The following is a 20282-nucleotide window of genomic DNA, read 5'->3' as shown; positions in this document are numbered from 1 at the left end:
ACATGTACACCCGATCCGGTTTGGACATCTGACCCGATCAGGATACCTATTGGATTCAATAGGGTACCCGCCGCGGTATCGGGGAAGTTCGAAACTTCGCCTAGTCGCGGCACAGGTTCGCGAGGAAATGGACGTACTTTTCAAGGCATGGTATTGGATCGATATTGCACGAATCATCAGCGCGTGCGTTCTCGGGTTTGCGTGATCCTGCACCGACTGCTAGAGGAGGTGTTGTGGCCTCCATGGACAAGTCCGCAGCGCAATGGGTGCAAAGCAGCGCAGGTTTAGCCTCGATTGCCTCAAGCTGTTCACAAAGCATACCGAAAGTCGCCGAATGCATCCCCTTCGGTCTGTCCAAGCCATTCCATTGGCCGGTATTGCCGGAAAGTCGGCGCTCGATCTTCTGTTGCCGCCGCCATGTTCGCGTCATCGAACTTTCGCTTTGCGAGGAGTACTTCAAAGCGAAACAGCGGCGACAGCCGACAGCACCCGCCAAATACAGGATCGCCGCACGTCGACCGCATAGCGGACATCGCCACCATGCACGCACGCCGCCGAAACCGCACAATGTCCTCTCAATCGGGACCGTGATTCGCGCCTGGAGCGTACCGCGTATGCCGTCGTCGAGTGCAACGATGACAGCGCGTTCGTGAACGACCATGCGACATACGTTGATGGTGTTACCGTCGGCGTCACGACCATCGCACGGACGCAGGCGCCGAGCGTCGCGTCGGTCTGTTCCTGGTCCATGCGGCGAAGTGTGGGCGCTATCGAGCGCCTTGCGTGCTGCCCGGTCGGCGGCAGGAGTCGACACAGCACTAAGTTCACGCACAAGCTGCGCGCAGGCTCTTGCCACCTTTCGGACGACCTGCAAGGAAGACAACGTCCGTCGGCAATATGCCATCGATTACGAATTTCGGCCGCTCTGGTGGCGTCGCAATCAGCGCTTCGGTCATGATTATCGCCGGCTCCCATAGCTTTACGCCCTTGCCTGAGACATCGGCGACATGGTCGTTCGCCTTCGCGACGGCCTTCGCCGCGCGCTGTTCAGCCTGTACTCGCTGTTCGCGGCGCGTAGCATTGCGCTCGATCAGGTCGGCATACCACGAGGGGCCACAGAACCCTGCACATCCGTTTCGCCAGTCACAGCAGCCCCCGAGCGGCAAACAGTTCGATTGCCCCGCGCGCAGACATGCGCGTGCGTGTTCTTCTATGAAGTCGCGACATTCGGACCATTCTTCAGGCGTCATCGGACCTTCGCGGCGCGTGAGCTCGCGCTTGATACGCATTTCGAACCACTCGAAGGCATGCGGTGAAGAGAATCGCGACTTACGATTTGAGTCGCTCTTCTCCTTGTAAGTAGCTTCTGCGAACGTTTCAGGAAACGCGGGAACGCTCATAGTGGCCCTCATTACACCGGGTCTGCATCTTGTTTGACCGCGGGGCGAGCTTTCGGATGTCCATGCGCGCTGCGTTGGTCAGTTGCCTGGGCAGCAGCGATACGTTCTGCGATCCAACATTCAATGTCGCTTTGCTTCCATGCGACCCGTGCGCCTACACCCAACGAGACGGGCGTGGGAAACCGGCCCATGCCGATGAGCCGGTAAATTGTCGATTGACCAAGCGCGTCGACGCGCACCTCAACCATCGAAAGCAGACGTTCTTCCATATCGCCCCCTAAGACGATCACGATCCCCGGGCGTTTCGCGGGGCTTAGTTGGAATTTACGGCACTGCTCGCAACGATGACAAACGCTCCACGCGCAATAAAATGCAAGCGCCCCGCAAGCGGGGCAGGTTCATGCAACCCCATGCGACTGAATGCAACTCTGTGCGGATAACGACGGACTAAGCGCCCCACCGGTATGGAGAAACATTGCTCACCTCAGCCGCCTGCCACTGAAAGATTGCTTTTTATGAACAGGCAAAGGACTAGTTGCATGACCAGATCGTGGTCGATGGTGCACAGAACAACAGATTTTGGTGAAGTGGCGCGAAAGTGGTGTACCGCCGCATGAACAAAGAAAAAAGGACTTACGGCTTTCACCGTAAGTCCTTTTGTCCATCTGGTCGGGGCGAGAGGATTTGAACCTCCGACCACCTGCACCCCATGCAGGTACGCTACCAGGCTGCGCTACGCCCCGAAAGCGTAAAAGTATAACAGACACTTCACGCGAATAGAACTGCAACAATCTACAAGAGCAAAAATTCTTCAGTGTCCGAGCAGGTCGATCACCTGCAACAACTCCTTGCGCAACTGATCGACGTCGACGGTAGCGGTGGTCGGCTGGACGGCCGTCCCTTCGACGACTTCGTCCTCGCCTTCCGGTCCCTGCACGGCGCCATGCGAATCGAGACGGTTGCGCGCACCGTTGATCGTGAAACCCTGCTCGTACAACAACTCGCGGATCCGCCGGATCAGCAGCACTTCATGATGCTGGTAGTAACGGCGATTGCCCCGGCGCTTTACCGGACGCAACTGCGTGAACTCCTGCTCCCAGTACCGCAGTACATGTGGCTTCACGCCGCACAGTTCGCTGACTTCACCGATCGTGAAGTAGCGCTTCGCGGGAATCGGAGGCAAGACGACTTTTTCCATCGTCGCTGTCATCGTCAGTTAGCGGTCGGTTAAACCGTCGTAGTGGTTGCGCGGCGCGCGCGATGCGATCAGCGCGCGAAGCTCTCTTCGGCGCCGTTCTCAACCAGCGCCTTCAGCTTTTGACTTGCATGGAACGTCACGACGCGGCGCGCGGCGATAGGAATCGCCTCGCCCGTTTTCGGATTTCTGCCGGGACGCTGCGGCTTGTCGCGCAACTGGAAGTTGCCGAAGCCGGACAGCTTCACGCTGTCGCCGCTCTCCAGCGCATCGCGAATCACCTCGAAGAACGCTTCGACCATGTCCTTCGCTTCCCGCTTGTTGAGCCCGACATTGTCGAACAGCAGCTCGGCAAGCTCAGCCTTGGTGAGCGTCGGTGCTTCGGCCGACGCGGTGGAGGTCGATGAAGGAATATCGCGAATCATGGCGCTACGTTGCGCCGAAAGAAGGGCTTCGAAATCACTCGAGTTCATTTCATTCATATCTGTCAAATGGCGCGTCAACTACAACGGAACATGCGGAGCAACCGCTATCGGCTATCCGCGCAACCGGGCGCCATACACTCGAGCAAGACGATCCACCAAAGTCTGAATGGCCAAATCGACCGTTTCATCCTGAAGGGTTCCACCAGTATCTTGCAAGGTTACACGGAACGCAAGGCTTTTCTCGTGCGCCGCCAGCCCGCCGGAAGTATTTGATTTTGCACGAAATTCATCAAAAAGCGCAACCCTTTGAATGGTCTTGCATGCGTCTTCGGACAACGCCTTTTGCATCTCGTCCAAGAGCGCCTGGACTTCGATTTTCTGGTCCACGACGATAGCGATATCGCGCCGTACCGGCGGGAATTTCGATACTTCCGTCGGACTCGGCAACGTGCGTTGCATCAGCGTTTGCGCATCGACTTCGAACAGGATCGGCGCATGCGGCAGATCGTACTTCTGCATCCAGCGCGGATGCAGTTCGCCGATCCATCCGATTGCGCGGCCATCGAGTTCGACACGGGCGCTGCGTCCCGGATGCAGCGCCGGATGCTCCGCCTTCACGAAACGCGCAACGGCAGGCGCAAGCAGCGCTTCAAGATCGCCCTTCACATCGAAGAAATCGACGGCGCGCGTCGCCGCGCCCCACTGCTCTTCGACGACGGGACCATATGCGAGCGCGCCGATCATCTTCGGTTGCGCGAAACCTTCGACAGCGAGTTCGCCGGCCTTGACAGACGGATCCTGCAGGAACACGCGGCCCGCTTCGAACACGCGGATACGATCCGCGCGACGGTTCAGGTTATGACGCAGCACGCTGATCAGGTTGCCGAACAGCGTCGTTCGCATCACCGACAACTGGCTCGCGATCGGATTCAGCAGACGCACCGGGTTGTCGTTGCCGGCGAAATCCTGCTCCCATTCGGCATCGACGAAGCTGAAGCTCACCGTTTCCGCGTAGTCGCGCGCGGCCAGCGCATGACGCAGCGTATGGATCGAACGCTGCGTCTCGTTTGTGCGGCGCATTTCGCTGCGCGCGATGGGCGGGCGCGCCGGAATCTTCTCGAAGCCGTAAATGCGCGCGACTTCTTCGATAAGGTCTTCTTCGATTTCGATGTCGAAGCGATACGGCGGCGGCGTCACGAGGAAGTCGTCGCCGTCGCGCTCGAACGGCAGGCCGAGGCGCGCGAAGATCTGCGCAATCTCATCCGCGCCGATCGCAACGCCGACGATGCGGTTCGCGCGCGCGACGCGCATCTTGACGGGCTCGCGCTTCGGCACGTTGACGATCTGATCGTCGACGGGACCAGCCTCGCCGCCGCAAATATCGAGGATCAGTTGCGTGATGCGCTCGATATGCTCGACGGTCGTCGAGTAATCGACGCCGCGTTCGAAGCGATGGCCGGCGTCCGTCGAGAAGTTGTACCGGCGCGAGCGGCCGCGGATGCTATCGGGCCACCAGAATGCCGCTTCGAGATAAATGTTCGTGGTATCGAGCGTGACGGCCGTGCTGTCGCCGCCCATGATGCCCGCGAGGCTTTCGATGTGGTGGTCGTCGGCGATCACGCCGACGGTGTCGTCCACTTCGACCGTGTTGCCGTTCAGAAGCTTGAGCGACTCGCCGCGCTTGCCCCAGCGCACATCCATGCTGCCGTGGATCTTGTCCAGATCGAACACATGCGACGGACGGCCGAGTTCGAGCATGACATAGTTCGAAATGTCGACCAGCGCCGAAATGCTTCGTTGACCGGAACGTTCGAGGCGCTCGACCATCCACGCCGGCGACTTCGCGCGCGCATTGACGCCGCGGATCACGCGCCCTGAGAAACGGCCGCACAAATCCGGCGCCGAGATCTTTACGGGCAGCGTTTCGTTGAGCTTCACTTCGACGGGCTTGATGGCGAGCGGACGCAGCGGCGCCCCCGTGATCGCAGCCGTCTCGCGCGCGACGCCGAACACGGACAGGCAATCTGCCTTGTTCGGCGTCAGCTTGATTTCGAAGACGGTGTCGTCGAGATTCAGCGTTTCGCGGATGTCCTGGCCAATCGGCGTATCTTCCGGCAGGATCAACAGGCCGCTATGATCGTCGGACAGCTTCAGTTCGCGCGCCGAGCACAGCATGCCCTCGCTCTGCACGCCACGCAGCTTCGATAGCTTGATCGCAAACGGCGCACCGCCTTCTTCTGCGGGCGGCAATTGCGCGCCCACCAGTGCCACGGGCACCTTGATGCCGGGCGCCACGTTCGGCGCGCCGCACACGATGTTCAGCGTCGCGCCCGTGCCGGCGTCGACCTGACACACGTTGAGCTTGTCGGCGTCGGGATGCTTGACGACTTCGAGCACGCGGCCCACCACGATCTTCGACGTAGGCGGCGCAGCGGGGCGCAGGTCTTCGACTTCGAGACCGGCCATCGTCAGGGCGTGTGACAACTCTTTCGTCGTCAGTCGCGGATCGACAAAGGTTCTGAGCCAGGATTCCGGGAATTGCATGGTTCTGTACGTTCTAAACAGGTTGTGTCCGCATCCGGCCGGTACGTCGGCACCGGGCCGGAGGCGCTGTTCGCGGCGCGGCAGTCATGATGCTGGACGCCGGGCCGCTCTCGTAGCGTGCCTAAAGCTTGAGCTTGAGTGTAATGACGCTCGCGCTCAGGCTCTCTTGCGTCAGGCGAACTGGCGCAGGAAACGCAGGTCGTTTTCAAAGAACAGACGCAGGTCCTGAACGCCATAGCGCAACATGGTCAGACGCTCGAGGCCGCTGCCAAACGCAAAGCCGATGTATCGCTCCGGGTCGAGGCCCATATTGCGGATCACCGTCGGGTGAACCTGGCCCGAGCCCGAAATTTCGAGCCACTTGCCAGCGTTCTTGCCCTGCTCGAACATCATGTCGATCTCGGCGGACGGCTCGGTGAATGGGAAATACGAAGGACGGAAGCGCACCAGAATATCGTCGCGCTCGAAGAATTTCTTGAGGAAATCGGTGTAGACGCCCTTCAGGTCGGCGAAGCTGATGCTCTCGTCGATCCACAGGCCTTCCACCTGATTGAACATCGGCGAGTGCGTCGCATCGCTATCGACGCGGTACGTGCGGCCCGGCACGATCACCTTGATGGGCGGCGTGTTGGTGCGCGCGTAGCGGACCTGCATTGGGCTGGTATGCGTGCGCAGCAGCAGCGGACGGCCTTCGGCGTCCTTGCCGTCGACGTAGAAGGTATCTTGCATCGAACGCGCCGGATGGTTCTCCGGGCTGTTCAGCGACGTGAAGTTGTACCAGTCGGTTTCGATTTCGGGACCGTCGGCGACATCGAAGCCAATCGTGCGGAAGATCTGCTCGACCCGCTCCCATGTATGCATCACGGGGTGCAGGCTGCCTGTGCCCACGCCACGGCCGGGCAGCGTGACGTCGATGGCTTCAGCGGCGAGACGCTGGTTCAGCAGCGCATCGGCCAGCGCCTGCCGGCGCGTCGTCAGCGCGGCTTCGACCTGCTGCTTGGCGATGTTGATCCGCGCGCCTTCCGTCTTGCGCGCTTCGGGATCGAGCTTGCCCAGCCCCTTCAACAGTTCCGTCAGGGCACCCGACTTGCCGAGAAAGCGGGCCTTCTCGTTTTCGAGCGTGGTGACGTCGGAGGCTTGTTCAAAGGCGCTTTGCGCGTCGGCGACAATCTGGTCCAGATCCATTGATCCCATCTTTTCAACGTCAGTATTCAATCGAAGTAAAACTGGCTCGACCAACAAAAAAGGGGCTCGGTGAGGAGCCCCGTTTTTGTTGCAGCGTCACCGGGACTACCGGATTGTCCGCTGCAACGAACCACGCAGTACTAGATGCTAACAGCGCAATCAGGCTGCAACGGCGGCCTTCACCTGCTTGACGATCGCAGCAAAAGCAGCCTTGTCGAACACAGCCATGTCGGCCAGCACCTTGCGGTCGAGTTCGATCGACGCCTTCTTCAGGCCGTTGATGAACACGCTGTACGTCATGTCGTGCTGACGCACCGCCGCGTTGATACGCGTGATCCACAGTGCGCGGAACACACGCTTCTTGTTGCGGCGATCGCGGTAGGCGTACTGGCCTGCGCGCATGACCGCCTGTTTGGCGATGCGATAGACGTTATTGCGGCGGCCGCGGTAACCCTTGGCCAGCTTGATGATCTTCTTGTGGCGGGCCCGTGCGGTAACCCCACGTTTGACTCGAGGCATGTTTCGCTCCTATGAGTGTCGGTTAAGGGGTTAGGCGAACGGCAGCATCGCGCGTACGGAGTTCAGATCGGAATCGTGAACTGCCGTGGCGCCGCGCAGGTGACGCTTGTTCTTGGTGGTCTTCTTGGTAAGAATGTGGCGCTTGAAGGCTTGACCGCGCTTGACGGTACCGCCCGGACGAACCACGAAGCGCTTTGCAGCGCTCTTCTTGGTCTTCATCTTCGGCATGACAGACAACTCCATTATTTGATGGATATGGGTGTGCGGTCGGCTCGGAAAGCCCTCACCCGCCCTTCGAAACCCACTCCACTTGGTATGCAGCAAGCCTGAACCACCGGCTGCCGCTTTTCGGGAAAGACGCCCGCTGCACAACAAGATGCGGTCGACTCTCCGAAACCTGCTTCGTTGCCGTCCTATTGAGACGGCACTGATTCTCAAATTTTCCAACTTTCGACAAACGGGCTGCGCACCTCAGCTGCACAGCGGACGTCTGCTTACTTCTTTTTTTTCGGCGCCAGCACCATGATCATCTGGCGGCCTTCCATCTTGGGCATTTGCTCGACCTGACCGACTTCATCCAGATCGGTGCGCAGACGTTCGAGCATGCGCATGCCGATTTCCTGGTGAGCCATTTCGCGGCCACGGAAACGCAACGTGATTTTCGTCTTGTCGCCATCTTCGAGGAAGCGGACAAGGTTGCGCAGCTTGACGTTGTAGTCACCGTCATCCGTACCCGGCCGGAATTTGACTTCCTTGACCTGGATGACCTTCTGCTTGAGCTTGGCCTCGTGCTGCTTCTTTGCTTCCTGGTACTTGAACTTGCCGTAGTCCATCAGGCGGCAGACAGGCGGAACCGCTTGCGGCGCGATTTCGACCAGATCCACGTCCTGCTGTTCCGACAAGCGGAAGGCTTCAGCGAGTTTTACGATGCCGAGCGGTTCGTTGTCGACTCCGACCAGACGCACTTCGGGCGCAGTGATTTCACCGTTGATGCGATGCGACGACTTATCAGTAGCGATGTTACGTTTCCTCTAAAGATTAAAAAAACGAGCCGCGCTGCCAGGTGGTTTAGTTGAACGTCTGTACGTCCTGACGCAGACGCTCGCTGAAGGCATCGACGGACATCACGCCCAGATCGACGCCGCCACGGGCACGCACGGCTACCGTTTGTGCATCACGCTCCTTGTCGCCGACGACCAGCAAATACGGCACCTTTTCAAGCGTGTGCTCGCGTATTTTATAGCTAATCTTCTCATTGCGCAAATCGACCTCCACTCTAACCCCTTGTTTTTGCAACGATTGAGCCAGAGATTGGGCGTATTCCGCCTGCCTTTCGGCGATATTCATCACGACGACCTGCATCGGCGCGAGCCACACAGGCATCGCACCAGCATGGTGCTCGATCAGAATGCCGAGGAAACGCTCCATTGATCCGACGATTGCCCGGTGCAGCATGATCGGCCGGCGGCGGCTATTATCTTCTGCCACATACTCGGCGCCCAGACGCTCCGGCAGAACCATGTCGAGCTGCAACGTGCCGCATTGCCACGAGCGGCCGAGCGCATCCTTGATGTGATATTCGACCTTCGGACCGTAGAACGCGCCCTCGCCCGGCAATTCTTCCCACGTTACGCCGCAAGCGGTCAGCGCGTCGCGCAGCCCCTGCTCTGCGCGATCCCAGATTTCGTCCGTGCCCGCGCGCGCATCGGGGCGCAGCGACAGCTTGATCTCGACGTTGTCGAAACCGAAATCCTTATAGACGCTCATCGCCAGCGTGTTGAACGCGATCGATTCGCTGATGAACTGGTCTTCCGTACAGAAGATATGCGCATCGTCCTGGACGAAGCCGCGCACGCGCATAAGACCGTGCAGCGCGCCCGACGACTCGTTGCGATGGCACGAACCGAATTCCGCATAACGCAGCGGCAGATCCCGATACGAGCGCAAGCCGTGATTGAACACCTGCACGTGGCCCGGGCAGTTCATCGGCTTGATTGCGTAGTCGCGCTTTTCCGACTCCGTCGTGAACATGTTTTCACGATAGTTCTGCCAGTGACCCGACGCTTCCCACAGCGAGCGGTCCATGATCATCGGCGTCTTGATCTCGAGATAGCCCGCTTCGTTCACGCGACGGCGCATGTACTGCTCGACCTGCTGCCACAACGTCCAGCCACGCGGATGCCAGAACACCATGCCCGGCGACTCGTCCTGCATGTGGAACAGGTCCAGTTGCTTGCCGAGCTTGCGGTGATCGCGCTTTTCCGCCTCTTCGAGCATGTGCAGATAGGCGTCCTGGTCTTCCTTCTTCGTCCAGGCCGTGCCATAGATGCGCTGCAATTGCTCGTTCTTCGAGTCGCCGCGCCAGTACGCACCCGCGACCTTCATCAGCTTGAAGACCTTCAGCTTGCCCGTCGACGGCACGTGCGGGCCGCGGCACAGGTCCGTGAAGCCTCCGTGCGCGTACAGCTTGATTTCATCGCTGGCGGGAATCGATTCGATGATCTCCGCCTTGTATTTTTCGCCGATGCTCTTGAAGTACTCGACGGCCTCATCGCGCGACACGACACGGCGCGACACCGGCTCGTCTTTCTTTGCCAGTTCCTGCATCCGCTTTTCGATCCTCTCGAGATCTTCGGGCGTGAAGGGACGGCTGTAGGAAAAGTCGTAGTAGAAGCCGTTGTCGATCACCGGCCCGATCGTCACCTGCGCTTCCGGGAAGAGATCCTTCACCGCGTACGCGAGCAAGTGCGCCGTCGAGTGGCGAATGATGTCGAGACCGTCCGCGTCCTTGTCCGTGACAATCGCGAGCGACACGTCGTGATCGATCAGCGCGGACGTATCGACCAGCTCGCCGTCGATCTTGCCGCCGAGCGCAGCCTTCGCGAGACCGGGGCCAATCGATGCAGCCACTTCGGCGACAGTCACGGGGTGCTCGTACTGTCGAACGGAACCATCGGGCAGTCGTATCGAAACCATTGCGTTCTCCGTAATGCCGGCAGGCGGCAGCACATGCAACAAGCGCTAAAGACAAAAAAAATGCGGCCCCGCTTTCGAGGGGCCGCATTCACATTTCTGCAAACTACTGCAAACAACAAGGGCGAAAGTGGTCCTCGACTAGCGTCGCTCCGAAACGGTTCCGGTCAACGTTCGCGGTGTCATAACCATGTTCGCCTGATTCGCTCTTTACGCCGAAGCGCTCATTGCTACTCGCGTTTGCGAAACCCCGGTAAGCCGAAGTTTCAGATTCGTTGGTAGGCTCGATTGGACTCGAACCAACGACCCCCACCATGTCAAGGTGGTGCTCTAACCAGCTGAGCTACGAGCCTAGAGAAACGAGATTATATGGAGCACAGAGAAAGTTGGCAAGCGTTTTTATGCGTCGGCACCAAAATTTCTATGCGCGCGAGCGTCAGCATTGCACAGAGCGATGGACATCACGAGCGCATTGCCGACGGCTTCACTTGCGCGTCGCCCTGACGACGCCCGCCACTTCTCCGAGCATCGCGCACGCGCGCTGAATCTGCGCGGCACTCGATACTTCCACGGTGAACTGCATGAACGCCGCGTTGCGCCGTGACTGCGACTTCACGCCGATCACATTCATCTTCTCGCGCGCAAACACTTCGGAAATGTCGCGCAGCAGGCCCTGCCGGTCGGTTGCTTCAATGGAAAGATCGACGGGATACACTGACTTGCCGCGCCCGCTCATCACATCAGCGGACCAAGCCGTTTGCAGCACGCGCTCTGGCGCGCGCTCGGCCATGCGCCGAAACGTCGGGCAGTCGCTGCGATGAATCGACATGCCTTTGCCGCGCGTCACGAAACCCGCGATGTCATCGGGTGGCGCCGGACGGCAGCAGCGCGCGAGCTGCGTCAGCAGCGCGTCGACACCGACGACGAGCACGCCCGTCGATGCGCCGTGTGCGACGCTCGCACCGCTACTGCGCTTCTCGAACTGCTCGGGCGCCTCGACGACGGGCTCGGCGGGCGGCGCATCGCTGAGCGCCTGTTCGACGAGCCGCAAACTGAACTCTTCCTTGCCGACCACCGAGAACAGATCTTCGGGCGATTTGAAGCCAAGCTTCGCCGCCAGCTGATCGAGACTGACGGATGTCTTGCCCTCGCGCTGCAAGGTCTTTTCGACCATCGCGCGCCCGGTGGCGACGTTCTCCTGCGCTTCGACGGCATTGAACCACGCACGCACCTTTTGGCGCGCGCGACCGCTTTGCAGGTAGCCGAGTTGCGGATTGAGCCAGTCGCGTGACGGACCACCCTCCTTGACGGCGACGATCTCGACTGTCTGCCCGTTCTGCAAAGGCGTATTCAACGGCACCATCGCGCCGTCGACGCGCGCTCCGCGGCAGCGATGCCCCAGCTCGCTATGCAGGTGATAGGCGAAGTCGAGCGGCGTCGAGCCCTGTGGCAACGGAATCACACGCGCCTGCGGCGTGAGCGTGTAGATGTGATCGTCGTCGAGCGTTGCCTGGCGCAACTGCTCCCAAGGCTTCGCCGCGCCCTTGTCGCCGTGCTTGCCTTCGGACACATCGTCCTTCCACGCAAGCAGTTGACGCAGCCACGCAATCTTCTCGTCGTATTTCTCGCTGGCGCTGAACTGGCCGCCATAGCCGCGCGTGCCGGCTTCCTTATAGCGCCAGTGCGCGGCCACGCCGTATTCGGCGAACCGGTGCATCTCCCGCGTGCGGATCTGCACTTCGAACGCGCGGCCGTCGTCGCCGATCACGACCGTATGCAGCGATTTGTAGCCGTTCGGCTTGGGTCGCGAGATGTAGTCGTCGAACTCCCTCGGCACCGGCTGCCACAGGTTGTGCACGATGCCGAGCACCGTGTAGCAATCCTTGATGTCGGGCACGATCACGCGAAACGCGCGCACGTCGTAAAGCTCGGAGAAGTCGAGCTCCTTGCCGCGCATCTTGCGCCAGATGCTGTAGATGTGCTTCGGCCGGCCGCTCACTTCGGCATCGATGTGCGCGGCCGCCAGCTCCCGCTGCAGCCGCGCGATCGCCTCGGCAACATAGGTTTCGCGTTCGACGCGCTTCTCGTCGAGCAGCTTCGCGATGCGCTTGTACGTCTGCGGCTCTTCGAAGCGGAACGCGAGATCTTCGAGCTCCCACTTCAGTTGCCAGATGCCGAGGCGATTCGCGAGCGGCGCGTAGATGTCGAGCGTCTCGCGCGCCACGTCGGGCGACGGCGTGATCTTCGCCGCCGCGTAATAGCGCATCGATTGCAGCCGCGACGCGAGTCTGATCAGCACGACGCGAATGTCCTGCGCGAACGCGAGCAGCATCTTGCGCAGCGCTTCGACCTGCGCACGGCGCGCGGCCTGCGCGTCGCGGCCCGCCTCGGGCATCGCGTTCTGCGCGGCGCGCATGCTCACTGTACCGAGCCGCAACAGCTTGCGTACGTCGCTCACCAGTTGCGCGACTTCCTCGCCGAAGTTGTCGGCGATGGTCTGCTCCGGATTCTCGAGATGCGGTGTCAGCGAGAACAGCGCCGCCGCCAGCACGGCCGGCGGATCGACGTTGAGCGTGCGCATGATGGAAGCCGTGCCCGCCGCATGATCGGCGAGCAACTCACCCGACGACAGCCGCGCGTCACGCGCGTGCTCGCGCACGAACGCAAGCGCGTCGTCGAAGGACGGCGTCGGGTTCGGAGCGGTCGTGACGGTATCGCTATTCATCGTGCAGCGGGCCCGCGGGTCGCGCGGGCGAATGAGGCCAATGCAATGCGTGAAACGTGTGTTGCGTGTATGGCCCGTATCAGCTGCGCTGGGCGGCGACCACGACCACTTCGACGAGGCACTTCGGATTCGCGAGCTTCGCTTCCACGGTTGCGCGCGGTGGCGTATTGCCTTGCGCCACCCACTCGTCCCATACAGCGTTCATGCCGGCGAAGTCCGCCATGTCCGCAATGTAGATCTGGACTGAAAGCAGATGGGCCTTGTCGCTATTGGCTTCACCGAGCAGACGGTCGATGTGGCCGAGCACTTCGCGCATTTGACCGGCGATGTCCTGATCGGTGTCCTCGGCGATCTGGCCAGCCAGATAGACCGTGCCGTTATGCACAGCGGTTTCCGAAAGGCGCTTGCCGACGTGATGACGAATGACTGCCATGAAATTTCCTGTCCGTTGTGAATGAAGAGTGAACCGACGCTATGCGATGTTCGATTTGCGTGCGCTGCGCGCGATGCGCCGATCGCGATCGAGCAGCGGTCAATCTACGCGCGCGCCAATCTCATATTATGACGCGTCGGCGCTATTTCCGATGAGGAACCGTTTCGCAATATCGATCTGATCAGCCGAAAGAAAGGCCGGTGCATGGCCTGCTCCCGGGATTTCGACGCTCGATACATTGCGCCCCTTCTCGACCATTTTCGCGACCGTTTCGCGCGACAAAAGATCCGATCGCTCGCCGCGCACGACGAGCACGGGCCCTTCGGTCGAAGCGAGCGACTGCCATAGCGCCGCCTCGCCGAGTGCCGCCAGTTCAGGGGTGGTCTGCGTGAACGGCTCCGCGATGCGCGGATCGTAACGAAAGCGCCAGGCGCCATCGCGCTCGTGCACGAGCGGCGTGTTGATCTCGCGCCATTCGTCCGGCGTCAACGGCCCGAACGATTGAGCAAGCAACGCGGCGTGGTCGATCGCTTCCTGCTGCGTGGCGAACGACACCGGCTGCCCGAGATAGCTGCCGATGCGCTCGATGGCGACCGGCTCCACATGCGGGCCAACATCGTTGACGATCATCTTGCGTATCGGCGATTCCTTCAGACCGGCGAACGCCATGCCGATCAGCCCGCCCATCGACGTGCCGAACCAGTCAACCGTCTCGACGCCGAGCCGCGCGATCAGCGTGACCATATCGCCGACGTATTGCGGGATGCCGTAGTACGTGGGGTTGGCGAGCCATGAAGACAAGCCACGTCCGACCACATCCGGACACACCACGCGATACACCGGCGACAGTGCCGCCGCGAGCCGGTCGAAGTCACGGCCGGAACGCGTCAGCCCATGCACGCACACGAGCACGCGCGGATTATCGGGCGCGCCCCATTCGGTGTACGCGATGCGGTGCAGCCCCGCAGGACTCGCGCATTGCACATAGCGCTGACGGGGCACAGTGGTGTCGACAATGGGCGAAACGGCGACGGGCGTAGCGGTCATCAGAGTTCCCTCGATCGAAAGGCGGCAGCGTGCGTGAAAGGCGCACGGAACACGATCGATTCTAAACCGCTTCGTCTCGCGCGCTCATCGGCATGAAGGCATAGGACGAAAGCACGATGCCAGCAAACGCGCGCCTCAACGCATGAGGACAAAACGAAACGGGCGCGACTTGCATCGCGCCCGCTTTCGACAACTGCTCCAGATAACCGCTTCGACGCAAAGTCGAACGAAGAGACTCAGCTCACTGCGCTCGTATCGAGCGGCGCGCCCGTCTTCGCCTTGATCTCGTCGACGCTCACGCCGTCAGCCAGTTCGACCAGCTTCAGCCCGCCGTCGACCACGTCGATCACGCCAAGGTCGGTGATGATCCGATCGACCACGCCCACGCCCGTCAACGGAAGCGTGCATTCTTCGAGAATCTTGTGCTGGTCGCCCTTTGCGACGTGCTCCATCAGCACGACCACTTTCTTCACGCCCGCGACGAGGTCCATCGCGCCGCCCATGCCCTTGATCATCTTGCCGGGGATCATCCAGTTCGCCAGATCGCCCTTCTTGCTGATCTGCATCGCGCCGAGAATCGCCAGGTTGATGTGGCCGCCGCGAATCATCGCGAACGAGTCAGCCGACGAGAAAATCGACGAGCCCGGCAGCGTCGTCACCGTCTGCTTGCCGGCGTTGATCAGGTCCGCGTCCACTTCGTCTTCATACGGCGACGGGCCGATGCCGAGCAGGCCGTTTTCCGACTGCAGCCACACTTCCATGCCTGCGGGCACGTGGTTGGCGACGAGCGTCGGCAGGCCGATGCCGAGGTTCACATAAAAGCCGTCTTGCAGTTCCTGCGCCGCGCGCGCGGCCATCTGGTCACGATTCCAAGCCATGTTTACTCTCCTTTCGCGCGGACGATGCGTTGTTCGATGCGTTTTTCCGGGTGCGCGTTGAGCACGAGGCGCTGCACGAAGATACCCGGCGTGTGGATCGCGTCCGGATCGAGTTCGCCCGTCTCGACGATCTCTTCGACTTCCGCGACCGTGATCTTGCCCGCCATCGCGCACATCGGATTGAAGTTGCGCGCGGTGCGGCGATAGATCAGGTTGCCCGACTTGTCGGCCTTCCATGCCTTGACGAGCGCCACGTCGGCTGTGAGCGACGGTTCGAGCACGTAGTGGTTCTCGCCGAACTGGCGCGTTTCCTTGCCTTCCGCGATGATCGTGCCGTAGCCCGTGTTCGTGTAGAACGCCGGAATGCCCGCGCCGCCGGCGCGCAGCTTTTCGGCGAGCGTGCCTTGCGGCGTGAATTCCAGCTCGAGTTCGCCCGCCAGATACTGGCGCTCGAATTCCTTGTTCTCGCCGACGTACGACGAGATCATCTTCCTGATCTGGCGTGTTTCCAGCAGCAGGCCGAGGCCGAAGCCGTCGACGCCCGCGTTGTTGCTGATGCAGGTGATGCCCTTGACGCCCGAGTCGCGCAGGGCAGCGATCAGCGCTTCAGGAATGCCGCACAGCCCAAAGCCGCCGACGGCGAATGTCTGCCCGTCCTTGACGATGCCTTCGAGCGCGGCGGCCGCGCTTGCGTAGACTTTATTCATCAGTGTGTCCCTTCCTTGATTGGATACCCGAAATCCGGATCGATGCGACGCCGTTCTTGTGTCGGCTCGCGCCCGCTCCTGCTCGCCATTGCGCTTGCACGAGCCGGCTGCCGGGGCGCTGCGGGCACAGCCCGAAACGTCATTCTAGTCATCTGCGGCGAACGGTGGCGCGATGCGTACAAATCCTCGCCGCGCCAGCCGCGCATCTTGTGATGTGCCGAAAGGGTACGATGCGGCCGTGTTGCGGCACAATACGCAAAAATACATAAGTAGTCGCACCGTCTGATTTCATGCCCGAACTGGATTACCAAACCGCTTTTCACCTTGCGCCGATCGGCCTCGTGCTGTCGCGCGAGCGGATCATCGAAGATTGCAACGAGCAGGTCGCCGCCATCTTCCGCCGTTCGCGCGAGTCGTTGCTGGGGCAATCGTTCGCGGTGCTGTATCCGTCGCCGGGTGAATTCGAGCGCATCGGAGAGCGCATCCCGCCCATCATGACGGCGCAAGGCAGCTACGCCGACGACCGCATCATGAAGCGCGCGAACGGCGAGCTGTTCTGGTGCCATGTGACGGGGCGCTCGCTCGATCTGTCCGTACCGCATGCAGCGGGCGTCTGGACTTTCGAGGATCTGAGCGCGACGCGGCGCGTCGCCGTCGAGCTGACGCCGCGCGAGCGCGAGATCGCCGCGCAACTGGTGACGGGGAAAACGAGCAAGCAGATCGGCCGGATTCTCGACATCAGCTCGCGGACAGTGGACGTCTACCGCGCGCGGCTGATGCGCAAATACGGCACGGGCAACGCAACCGAACTGCTGCAGCGCCTGCTCGGCAATTGACTTGCGACTTTCGACTGGAAGAAACGCCGGCTGCGAGAGCCGGCGCGCATCGAACGGGTAGGTAACGCTCAGGCCTTGACGAGCTGGGCGCTTTCGATGGTCGAGCGCAGCAGATCGGGAAGCGGCGCCGACTTCCCTGCCGCGTAGTCGATCCACACGCACTTCGCGGAGCCACGCGCGTAGAGCGTGTCGGGATCGTCGGCGCGGAACAGCTCGAAGCGCGTATCGAAGCTGCTGCGGCCCGGCGTGCCCACCGTCATGCGACCGATCACGTCGCCGGGATAGTGCAGCTGCTTCAGGAATTCCATCGACGCATTCACGATCACTGGCCCCTGCCCTTCGCCGTTGCCGCCCGCGATGCCCAACTGCTCGAACCAGGAAATCCGCACCTGCTCCATGTAGCGGAAATAGACCGTGTTGTTCACATGGCCGAACGCGTCCATGTCGCCCCAGCGGATCGGCATCGACATTTCAAAAACGGGGTGGTAATCGCTCATCGCACTTCTTCTACGGTTTGGATCTGAATCGTGAAAACGGAACTGCGCGGGCCGCATACTGCAGCGGGCGCACGACCCGCGAATTGCAGCGGCTAAAAGGTTTGACGCTTGTACAACGTCAGGTTCGTGCAACGTCGGCGCTATGCCGACGCTGCACATGGGCATCAATGATCGCGCTTTTCGCGCGTTTCTGCTCTGAAGCCAACAGGCAAGCGTGTCAATCAAACGATTGCCTGCCGGCGTTTACGAAAGACCGAAACCATCGTCGGCGGCGATCACCGAACCGTTGATGAACTGCGATTCATCGGCGGCGAGCAGCAGCAACAGCCCGTCGAGATCTTCCGGCTTGCCCACGCGATGCCGCGGCAGCATCGAAATCAGCTTTTGCCCCTGATCGGTCGACCAGTGATGGTGATTGATCTCGGTATCGATGTAACCGGGGCAGATCGCGTTCACGTTGATGCCGTGGCGGCCCCACTCCTGCGCCATGGCCTTCGTCATGTGGACCACGGCCGCCTTGCTCATCGAGTAGAGCCCGATTTGCGGCAGCACGCGCAAGCCCGCCACCGACGCGATATTGATGATCCGATACGGCGGCTTGTTCGAGCCGCCGCCGCGCATGATCATCCGCTTGGCGACTTCCTGCGCGACGAAGAATGCGCCGCGCGTATTCGTGTCGAACACGTATTCGAAGTCCGCGGGGGTCACGTCGGTCAGCTTTTGCGTCGTCGATACGCCCGAATTGTTGACGAGAATATCGATCGTGCCCGCTTCTGTCTCCGCGTGCGCGACGGCCGACTTGATGCTCTGATAATCGGTCACGTCGAGTGAGACGACGTGCGCGGCTCCGCCCGACGCCTCGATCTCGGCGCGCAATTCCTTCAGACGTTCGATGCGTCGGCTTGCCAGCACGACCTTTGCGCCCGCTTGCGACAGCACCATGGCAAACCGCTTGCCCAGTCCACTCGATGCGCCCGTAATCAGCGCCACCTTGCCTTCCAGATTGATCGAACGGCCCATTGTCGTTTTCCTTGGAACATGGATGTACCGGGATGCACGCCCACGCGCCGCGCAGGCATTGGGGTCAATCCTCAGTCACAATAATAGTACGGTCGTGCTAATCTCGCCTCTTTGTGTTGCAGCGCAGGGATCGTTCAATGACAATACGATCCCGAAAAAAGCATTCTAACGGTAAGAGGAGCATCAATGACCCCCGCAAGCCTGATCGAGCAGTACGGCCGCGAATCGATGGAATATGACGTGGTAATCGTCGGCGGCGGCCCGGCGGGCCTGTCGGCGGCCATTCGTCTGAAGCAGCGCGCGTCGGAAAAAGGCGTCGAGATTGGCGTCTGTGTGCTCGAAAAAGGCTCGGAAATCGGGGCGCATATCCTCTCGGGCGCGGTGATGGACCCGCGCGCGTTGAACGAACTGATTCCGGACTGGAAGGAAAAAGGCGCGCCGCTGGACGTCGAGGTGACGGAAGACCGCTTTCTGTTCCTCTCCGAAACGGGCGCGAAGTCCGTGCCGAACTGGGCGCTGCCCGACAACTTCAAGAATCACGGCAACTACGTGATCAGCCTCGCGAACGTGACGCGCTGGCTCGGGCAACAGGCGGAAGCGGTGGGCGTCGAGATCTTTCCGGGCTTCGCGGCGGCGGAAGTGCTGTACAACGACGATGGCTCCGTGAAGGGCGTCGCGACGGGCAACCTCGGCATCGGCAAGGACGGCCAGCCAACCGGGAACTTCCAGCTCGGCATGGAACTGCACGCGAAGTACACGCTGTTCTGCGAAGGCGCGCGCGGGCATCTGGGCCGTCAGCTGTCGGAGAAATTCAGGCTGCGCGACGGCGCCGATCCGCAGGTCTACGGCATCGGCATCAAGGAACTGTGGGAAATCGATCCGTCGAAGCACAAGCCCGGTCTCGTGATTCATACGGCCGGCTGGCCGCTCGACACGCAGACGTACGGCGGCTCCTTCCTCTACCACATCGACAACAATCAGGTGATGGTGGGCTTCGTGGTCGGCCTCGGCTATTCGAATCCGTATCTGTCGCCGTTCGAAGAATTCCAGCGCTACAAGACGCACCCGGAAATCCGCAAGTTCCTCGAAGGCGGCAAGCGTGTGTCGTACGGCGCGCGCGCGATCACGGCGGGCGGACTGATGTCGCTGCCGAAGCTCGTGTTTCCGGGCGGCGCACTTGTGGGCGACGATGCGGGCTTCCTGAACGCATCGCGGATCAAGGGCTCGCATGCGGCGATCAAGACAGGGATGCTCGCCGCCGATGCCGCGTTCGATGCGGTTCAGGCGGGCCGCCAATCGGATGAACTCGCCGCGTATCCCGAGTCGTTCAAGACTTCATGGCTGCACACCGAGTTGTATCGCGCGCGCAATTTCAAGCAGTGGATGAGCAAGGGCCTGTACCTGGGCACGCTGATGGTCGGCATCGAGCAGAAGCTGCTGGGCGGCAACGTGCCGTGGACGCTGCATCACCAGCATTGGGATCATGAGATGCTGAAGCCGGCGTCGCAGTGCAAGCCGATCGAGTATCCGAAACCTGACGGCAAGCTCACATTCGACCGGCTCTCGTCGGTGTTCATCTCGAACACGAATCACGAAGAGAACCAGCCTGCGCATCTGACGCTGAAAGATCCGTCCGTTCCCGTGAAGGTGAATCTGCAAACCTATGCGGGGCCCGAGGGCCGCTACTGCCCCGCTGCCGTGTACGAGTTCGTGAAGAACGACGACGGCAGTGAGCGCCTGGTGATCAACGCGCAGAACTGCGTGCACTGCAAGACGTGCGACATCAAGGACCCGACGCAGAACATCGTGTGGGTGACGCCGGAAGGCGGAGGCGGTCCGAATTATCCGAACATGTGACGCGCATCGCGTCTGGACGAACAAAAACGCCGCTCCTGGAG

The 20282-nt window shown here is 61.0% G+C and carries 20 protein-coding genes and 2 tRNA genes; 3 read left to right on the top strand and 19 right to left on the bottom strand.

Annotation, left to right across the window (positions count from 1 at the left end; genetic code table 11):
- The first annotated feature begins 242 nt into the window (after window positions 1-242).
- Window positions 243-653, top strand: a complete 411-nt coding sequence (locus AABE10_RS09460; RefSeq protein WP_342932979.1) for a hypothetical protein — start codon at window positions 243-245, stop codon at window positions 651-653.
- Window positions 654-824: 171 nt separating this feature from the next.
- Here AABE10_RS09460 and AABE10_RS09455 read toward each other — a convergent pair whose 3' ends face one another.
- The 17 genes from AABE10_RS09455 to AABE10_RS09375 all read right to left on the bottom strand — a co-directional run bounded on the left by AABE10_RS09455 (window position 825) and on the right by AABE10_RS09375 (window position 16031).
- On the bottom strand, window positions 825-1400 hold the full coding sequence (locus tag AABE10_RS09455; RefSeq protein WP_342932978.1) for a hypothetical protein: 576 nt from the start codon (window positions 1398-1400) through the stop codon (window positions 825-827).
- Between the two features lie 11 nt (window positions 1401-1411).
- On the bottom strand, window positions 1412-1669 hold the full coding sequence (locus tag AABE10_RS09450; RefSeq protein WP_342932977.1) for a helix-turn-helix transcriptional regulator: 258 nt from the start codon (window positions 1667-1669) through the stop codon (window positions 1412-1414).
- A gap of 397 nt (window positions 1670-2066) precedes the next feature.
- Window positions 2067-2143 (bottom strand) — tRNA-Pro (locus AABE10_RS09445).
- 68 nt (window positions 2144-2211) lie between these two features.
- Entirely contained in the window at window positions 2212-2610 is a 399-nt protein-coding gene (locus tag AABE10_RS09440; RefSeq protein ID WP_342932976.1) for a MerR family transcriptional regulator, read from the bottom strand.
- 56 nt (window positions 2611-2666) lie between these two features.
- On the bottom strand, window positions 2667-3077 hold the full coding sequence (locus AABE10_RS09435; protein WP_342932975.1) for an integration host factor subunit alpha: 411 nt from the start codon (window positions 3075-3077) through the stop codon (window positions 2667-2669).
- Between the two features lie 54 nt (window positions 3078-3131).
- On the bottom strand, window positions 3132-5564 hold the full coding sequence (pheT, locus tag AABE10_RS09430; RefSeq protein WP_342932974.1) for a phenylalanine--tRNA ligase subunit beta: 2433 nt from the start codon (window positions 5562-5564) through the stop codon (window positions 3132-3134).
- A gap of 171 nt (window positions 5565-5735) precedes the next feature.
- Window positions 5736-6749: a phenylalanine--tRNA ligase subunit alpha gene (pheS, locus tag AABE10_RS09425; protein ID WP_342932973.1), complete on the bottom strand. Its 1014-nt coding sequence runs from the start codon at window positions 6747-6749 to the stop codon at window positions 5736-5738.
- A gap of 159 nt (window positions 6750-6908) precedes the next feature.
- Window positions 6909-7268, bottom strand: a complete 360-nt coding sequence (gene rplT, locus AABE10_RS09420; RefSeq protein WP_007585475.1) for a 50S ribosomal protein L20 — start codon at window positions 7266-7268, stop codon at window positions 6909-6911.
- 30 nt (window positions 7269-7298) lie between these two features.
- Window positions 7299-7496 carry a 50S ribosomal protein L35 gene (gene rpmI / locus AABE10_RS09415; protein ID WP_004191477.1) on the bottom strand — a complete coding sequence of 66 codons (198 nt, stop codon included), beginning with the start codon at window positions 7494-7496 and terminating at the stop codon, window positions 7299-7301.
- A gap of 266 nt (window positions 7497-7762) precedes the next feature.
- The gene (gene infC, locus AABE10_RS09410; RefSeq protein ID WP_081767593.1) at window positions 7763-8287 is read right to left on the bottom strand and encodes a translation initiation factor IF-3; all 525 of its coding nucleotides are present in this window, start codon (window positions 8285-8287) and stop codon (window positions 7763-7765) included.
- 49 nt (window positions 8288-8336) lie between these two features.
- Complete coding sequence (gene thrS / locus AABE10_RS09405) at window positions 8337-10244, bottom strand: threonine--tRNA ligase (protein WP_342932972.1); 1908 nt, start codon at window positions 10242-10244, stop codon at window positions 8337-8339.
- A gap of 273 nt (window positions 10245-10517) precedes the next feature.
- A tRNA-Val gene (locus AABE10_RS09400) sits at window positions 10518-10594 on the bottom strand.
- A gap of 131 nt (window positions 10595-10725) precedes the next feature.
- A complete protein-coding gene (locus AABE10_RS09395) occupies window positions 10726-12966 on the bottom strand; it encodes a bifunctional (p)ppGpp synthetase/guanosine-3',5'-bis(diphosphate) 3'-pyrophosphohydrolase (protein ID WP_342932971.1) in 2241 nt (746 codons plus the stop codon).
- 79 nt (window positions 12967-13045) lie between these two features.
- On the bottom strand, window positions 13046-13399 hold the full coding sequence (locus AABE10_RS09390; RefSeq protein WP_090872013.1) for a RidA family protein: 354 nt from the start codon (window positions 13397-13399) through the stop codon (window positions 13046-13048).
- 126 nt (window positions 13400-13525) lie between these two features.
- Window positions 13526-14446 carry an alpha/beta hydrolase gene (locus AABE10_RS09385; RefSeq protein WP_342932970.1) on the bottom strand — a complete coding sequence of 307 codons (921 nt, stop codon included), beginning with the start codon at window positions 14444-14446 and terminating at the stop codon, window positions 13526-13528.
- 236 nt (window positions 14447-14682) lie between these two features.
- Window positions 14683-15324 (bottom strand): CoA transferase subunit B, encoded by a 642-nt coding sequence (locus AABE10_RS09380; RefSeq protein WP_342932969.1) that lies wholly within the window; start codon window positions 15322-15324, stop codon window positions 14683-14685.
- A gap of 2 nt (window positions 15325-15326) precedes the next feature.
- Window positions 15327-16031: a CoA transferase subunit A gene (locus tag AABE10_RS09375; RefSeq protein WP_342932968.1), complete on the bottom strand. Its 705-nt coding sequence runs from the start codon at window positions 16029-16031 to the stop codon at window positions 15327-15329.
- 290 nt (window positions 16032-16321) lie between these two features.
- On the opposite strand from AABE10_RS09375, the gene AABE10_RS09370 reads away from it, so the two are divergent.
- Entirely contained in the window at window positions 16322-16867 is a 546-nt protein-coding gene (locus AABE10_RS09370; RefSeq protein ID WP_342932967.1) for a PAS and helix-turn-helix domain-containing protein, read from the top strand.
- A gap of 68 nt (window positions 16868-16935) precedes the next feature.
- On the opposite strand, the gene AABE10_RS09365 is transcribed toward AABE10_RS09370, so the two are convergent.
- Entirely contained in the window at window positions 16936-17364 is a 429-nt protein-coding gene (locus AABE10_RS09365; protein WP_342932966.1) for an acyl-CoA thioesterase, read from the bottom strand.
- Between the two features lie 243 nt (window positions 17365-17607).
- Window positions 17608-18384: an SDR family oxidoreductase gene (locus tag AABE10_RS09360; protein WP_090872002.1), complete on the bottom strand. Its 777-nt coding sequence runs from the start codon at window positions 18382-18384 to the stop codon at window positions 17608-17610.
- A gap of 186 nt (window positions 18385-18570) precedes the next feature.
- Between AABE10_RS09360 and AABE10_RS09355 the strand changes: the two genes are divergently transcribed.
- Window positions 18571-20241 (top strand): electron transfer flavoprotein-ubiquinone oxidoreductase, encoded by a 1671-nt coding sequence (locus AABE10_RS09355; RefSeq protein ID WP_342932965.1) that lies wholly within the window; start codon window positions 18571-18573, stop codon window positions 20239-20241.
- Window positions 20242-20282: the final 41 nt, after the last annotated feature.

It is taken from the genome of Paraburkholderia diazotrophica (genome assembly GCF_038900755.1).
GTDB classification, from domain to species: domain Bacteria; phylum Pseudomonadota; class Gammaproteobacteria; order Burkholderiales; family Burkholderiaceae; genus Paraburkholderia; species Paraburkholderia diazotrophica_A.
The sequence above is the reverse complement of the archived record's forward strand: the minus strand, read 5'-3'. Positions and strand labels throughout refer to the sequence as shown.

Bases quoted from the DNA above. Each gene is read 5' to 3' on its own strand.
- AABE10_RS09460 (WP_342932979.1), top strand. From the start codon at position 243: ATGGACAAGTCCGCAGCGCAATGGGTGCAAAGCAGCGCAGGTTTAGCC.
- AABE10_RS09455 (WP_342932978.1), bottom strand. From the start codon at position 1,400: ATGAGCGTTCCCGCGTTTCCTGAAACGTTCGCAGAAGCTACTTACAAG.
- AABE10_RS09450 (WP_342932977.1), bottom strand. From the start codon at position 1,669: ATGGAAGAACGTCTGCTTTCGATGGTTGAGGTGCGCGTCGACGCGCTT.
- AABE10_RS09440 (WP_342932976.1), bottom strand. From the start codon at position 2,610: ATGACAGCGACGATGGAAAAAGTCGTCTTGCCTCCGATTCCCGCGAAG.
- AABE10_RS09435 (WP_342932975.1), bottom strand. From the start codon at position 3,077: ATGAATGAAATGAACTCGAGTGATTTCGAAGCCCTTCTTTCGGCGCAA.
- pheT (WP_342932974.1), bottom strand. From the start codon at position 5,564: ATGCAATTCCCGGAATCCTGGCTCAGAACCTTTGTCGATCCGCGACTG.
- pheS (WP_342932973.1), bottom strand. From the start codon at position 6,749: ATGGATCTGGACCAGATTGTCGCCGACGCGCAAAGCGCCTTTGAACAA.
- rplT (WP_007585475.1), bottom strand. From the start codon at position 7,268: ATGCCTCGAGTCAAACGTGGGGTTACCGCACGGGCCCGCCACAAGAAG.
- rpmI (WP_004191477.1), bottom strand. From the start codon at position 7,496: ATGCCGAAGATGAAGACCAAGAAGAGCGCTGCAAAGCGCTTCGTGGTT.
- thrS (WP_342932972.1), bottom strand. From the start codon at position 10,244: ATGGTTTCGATACGACTGCCCGATGGTTCCGTTCGACAGTACGAGCAC.
- AABE10_RS09395 (WP_342932971.1), bottom strand. From the start codon at position 12,966: ATGAATAGCGATACCGTCACGACCGCTCCGAACCCGACGCCGTCCTTC.
- AABE10_RS09390 (WP_090872013.1), bottom strand. From the start codon at position 13,399: ATGGCAGTCATTCGTCATCACGTCGGCAAGCGCCTTTCGGAAACCGCT.
- AABE10_RS09385 (WP_342932970.1), bottom strand. From the start codon at position 14,446: ATGACCGCTACGCCCGTCGCCGTTTCGCCCATTGTCGACACCACTGTG.
- AABE10_RS09380 (WP_342932969.1), bottom strand. From the start codon at position 15,324: ATGGCTTGGAATCGTGACCAGATGGCCGCGCGCGCGGCGCAGGAACTG.
- AABE10_RS09375 (WP_342932968.1), bottom strand. From the start codon at position 16,031: ATGAATAAAGTCTACGCAAGCGCGGCCGCCGCGCTCGAAGGCATCGTC.
- AABE10_RS09370 (WP_342932967.1), top strand. From the start codon at position 16,322: ATGCCCGAACTGGATTACCAAACCGCTTTTCACCTTGCGCCGATCGGC.
- AABE10_RS09365 (WP_342932966.1), bottom strand. From the start codon at position 17,364: ATGAGCGATTACCACCCCGTTTTTGAAATGTCGATGCCGATCCGCTGG.
- AABE10_RS09360 (WP_090872002.1), bottom strand. From the start codon at position 18,384: ATGGGCCGTTCGATCAATCTGGAAGGCAAGGTGGCGCTGATTACGGGC.
- AABE10_RS09355 (WP_342932965.1), top strand. From the start codon at position 18,571: ATGACCCCCGCAAGCCTGATCGAGCAGTACGGCCGCGAATCGATGGAA.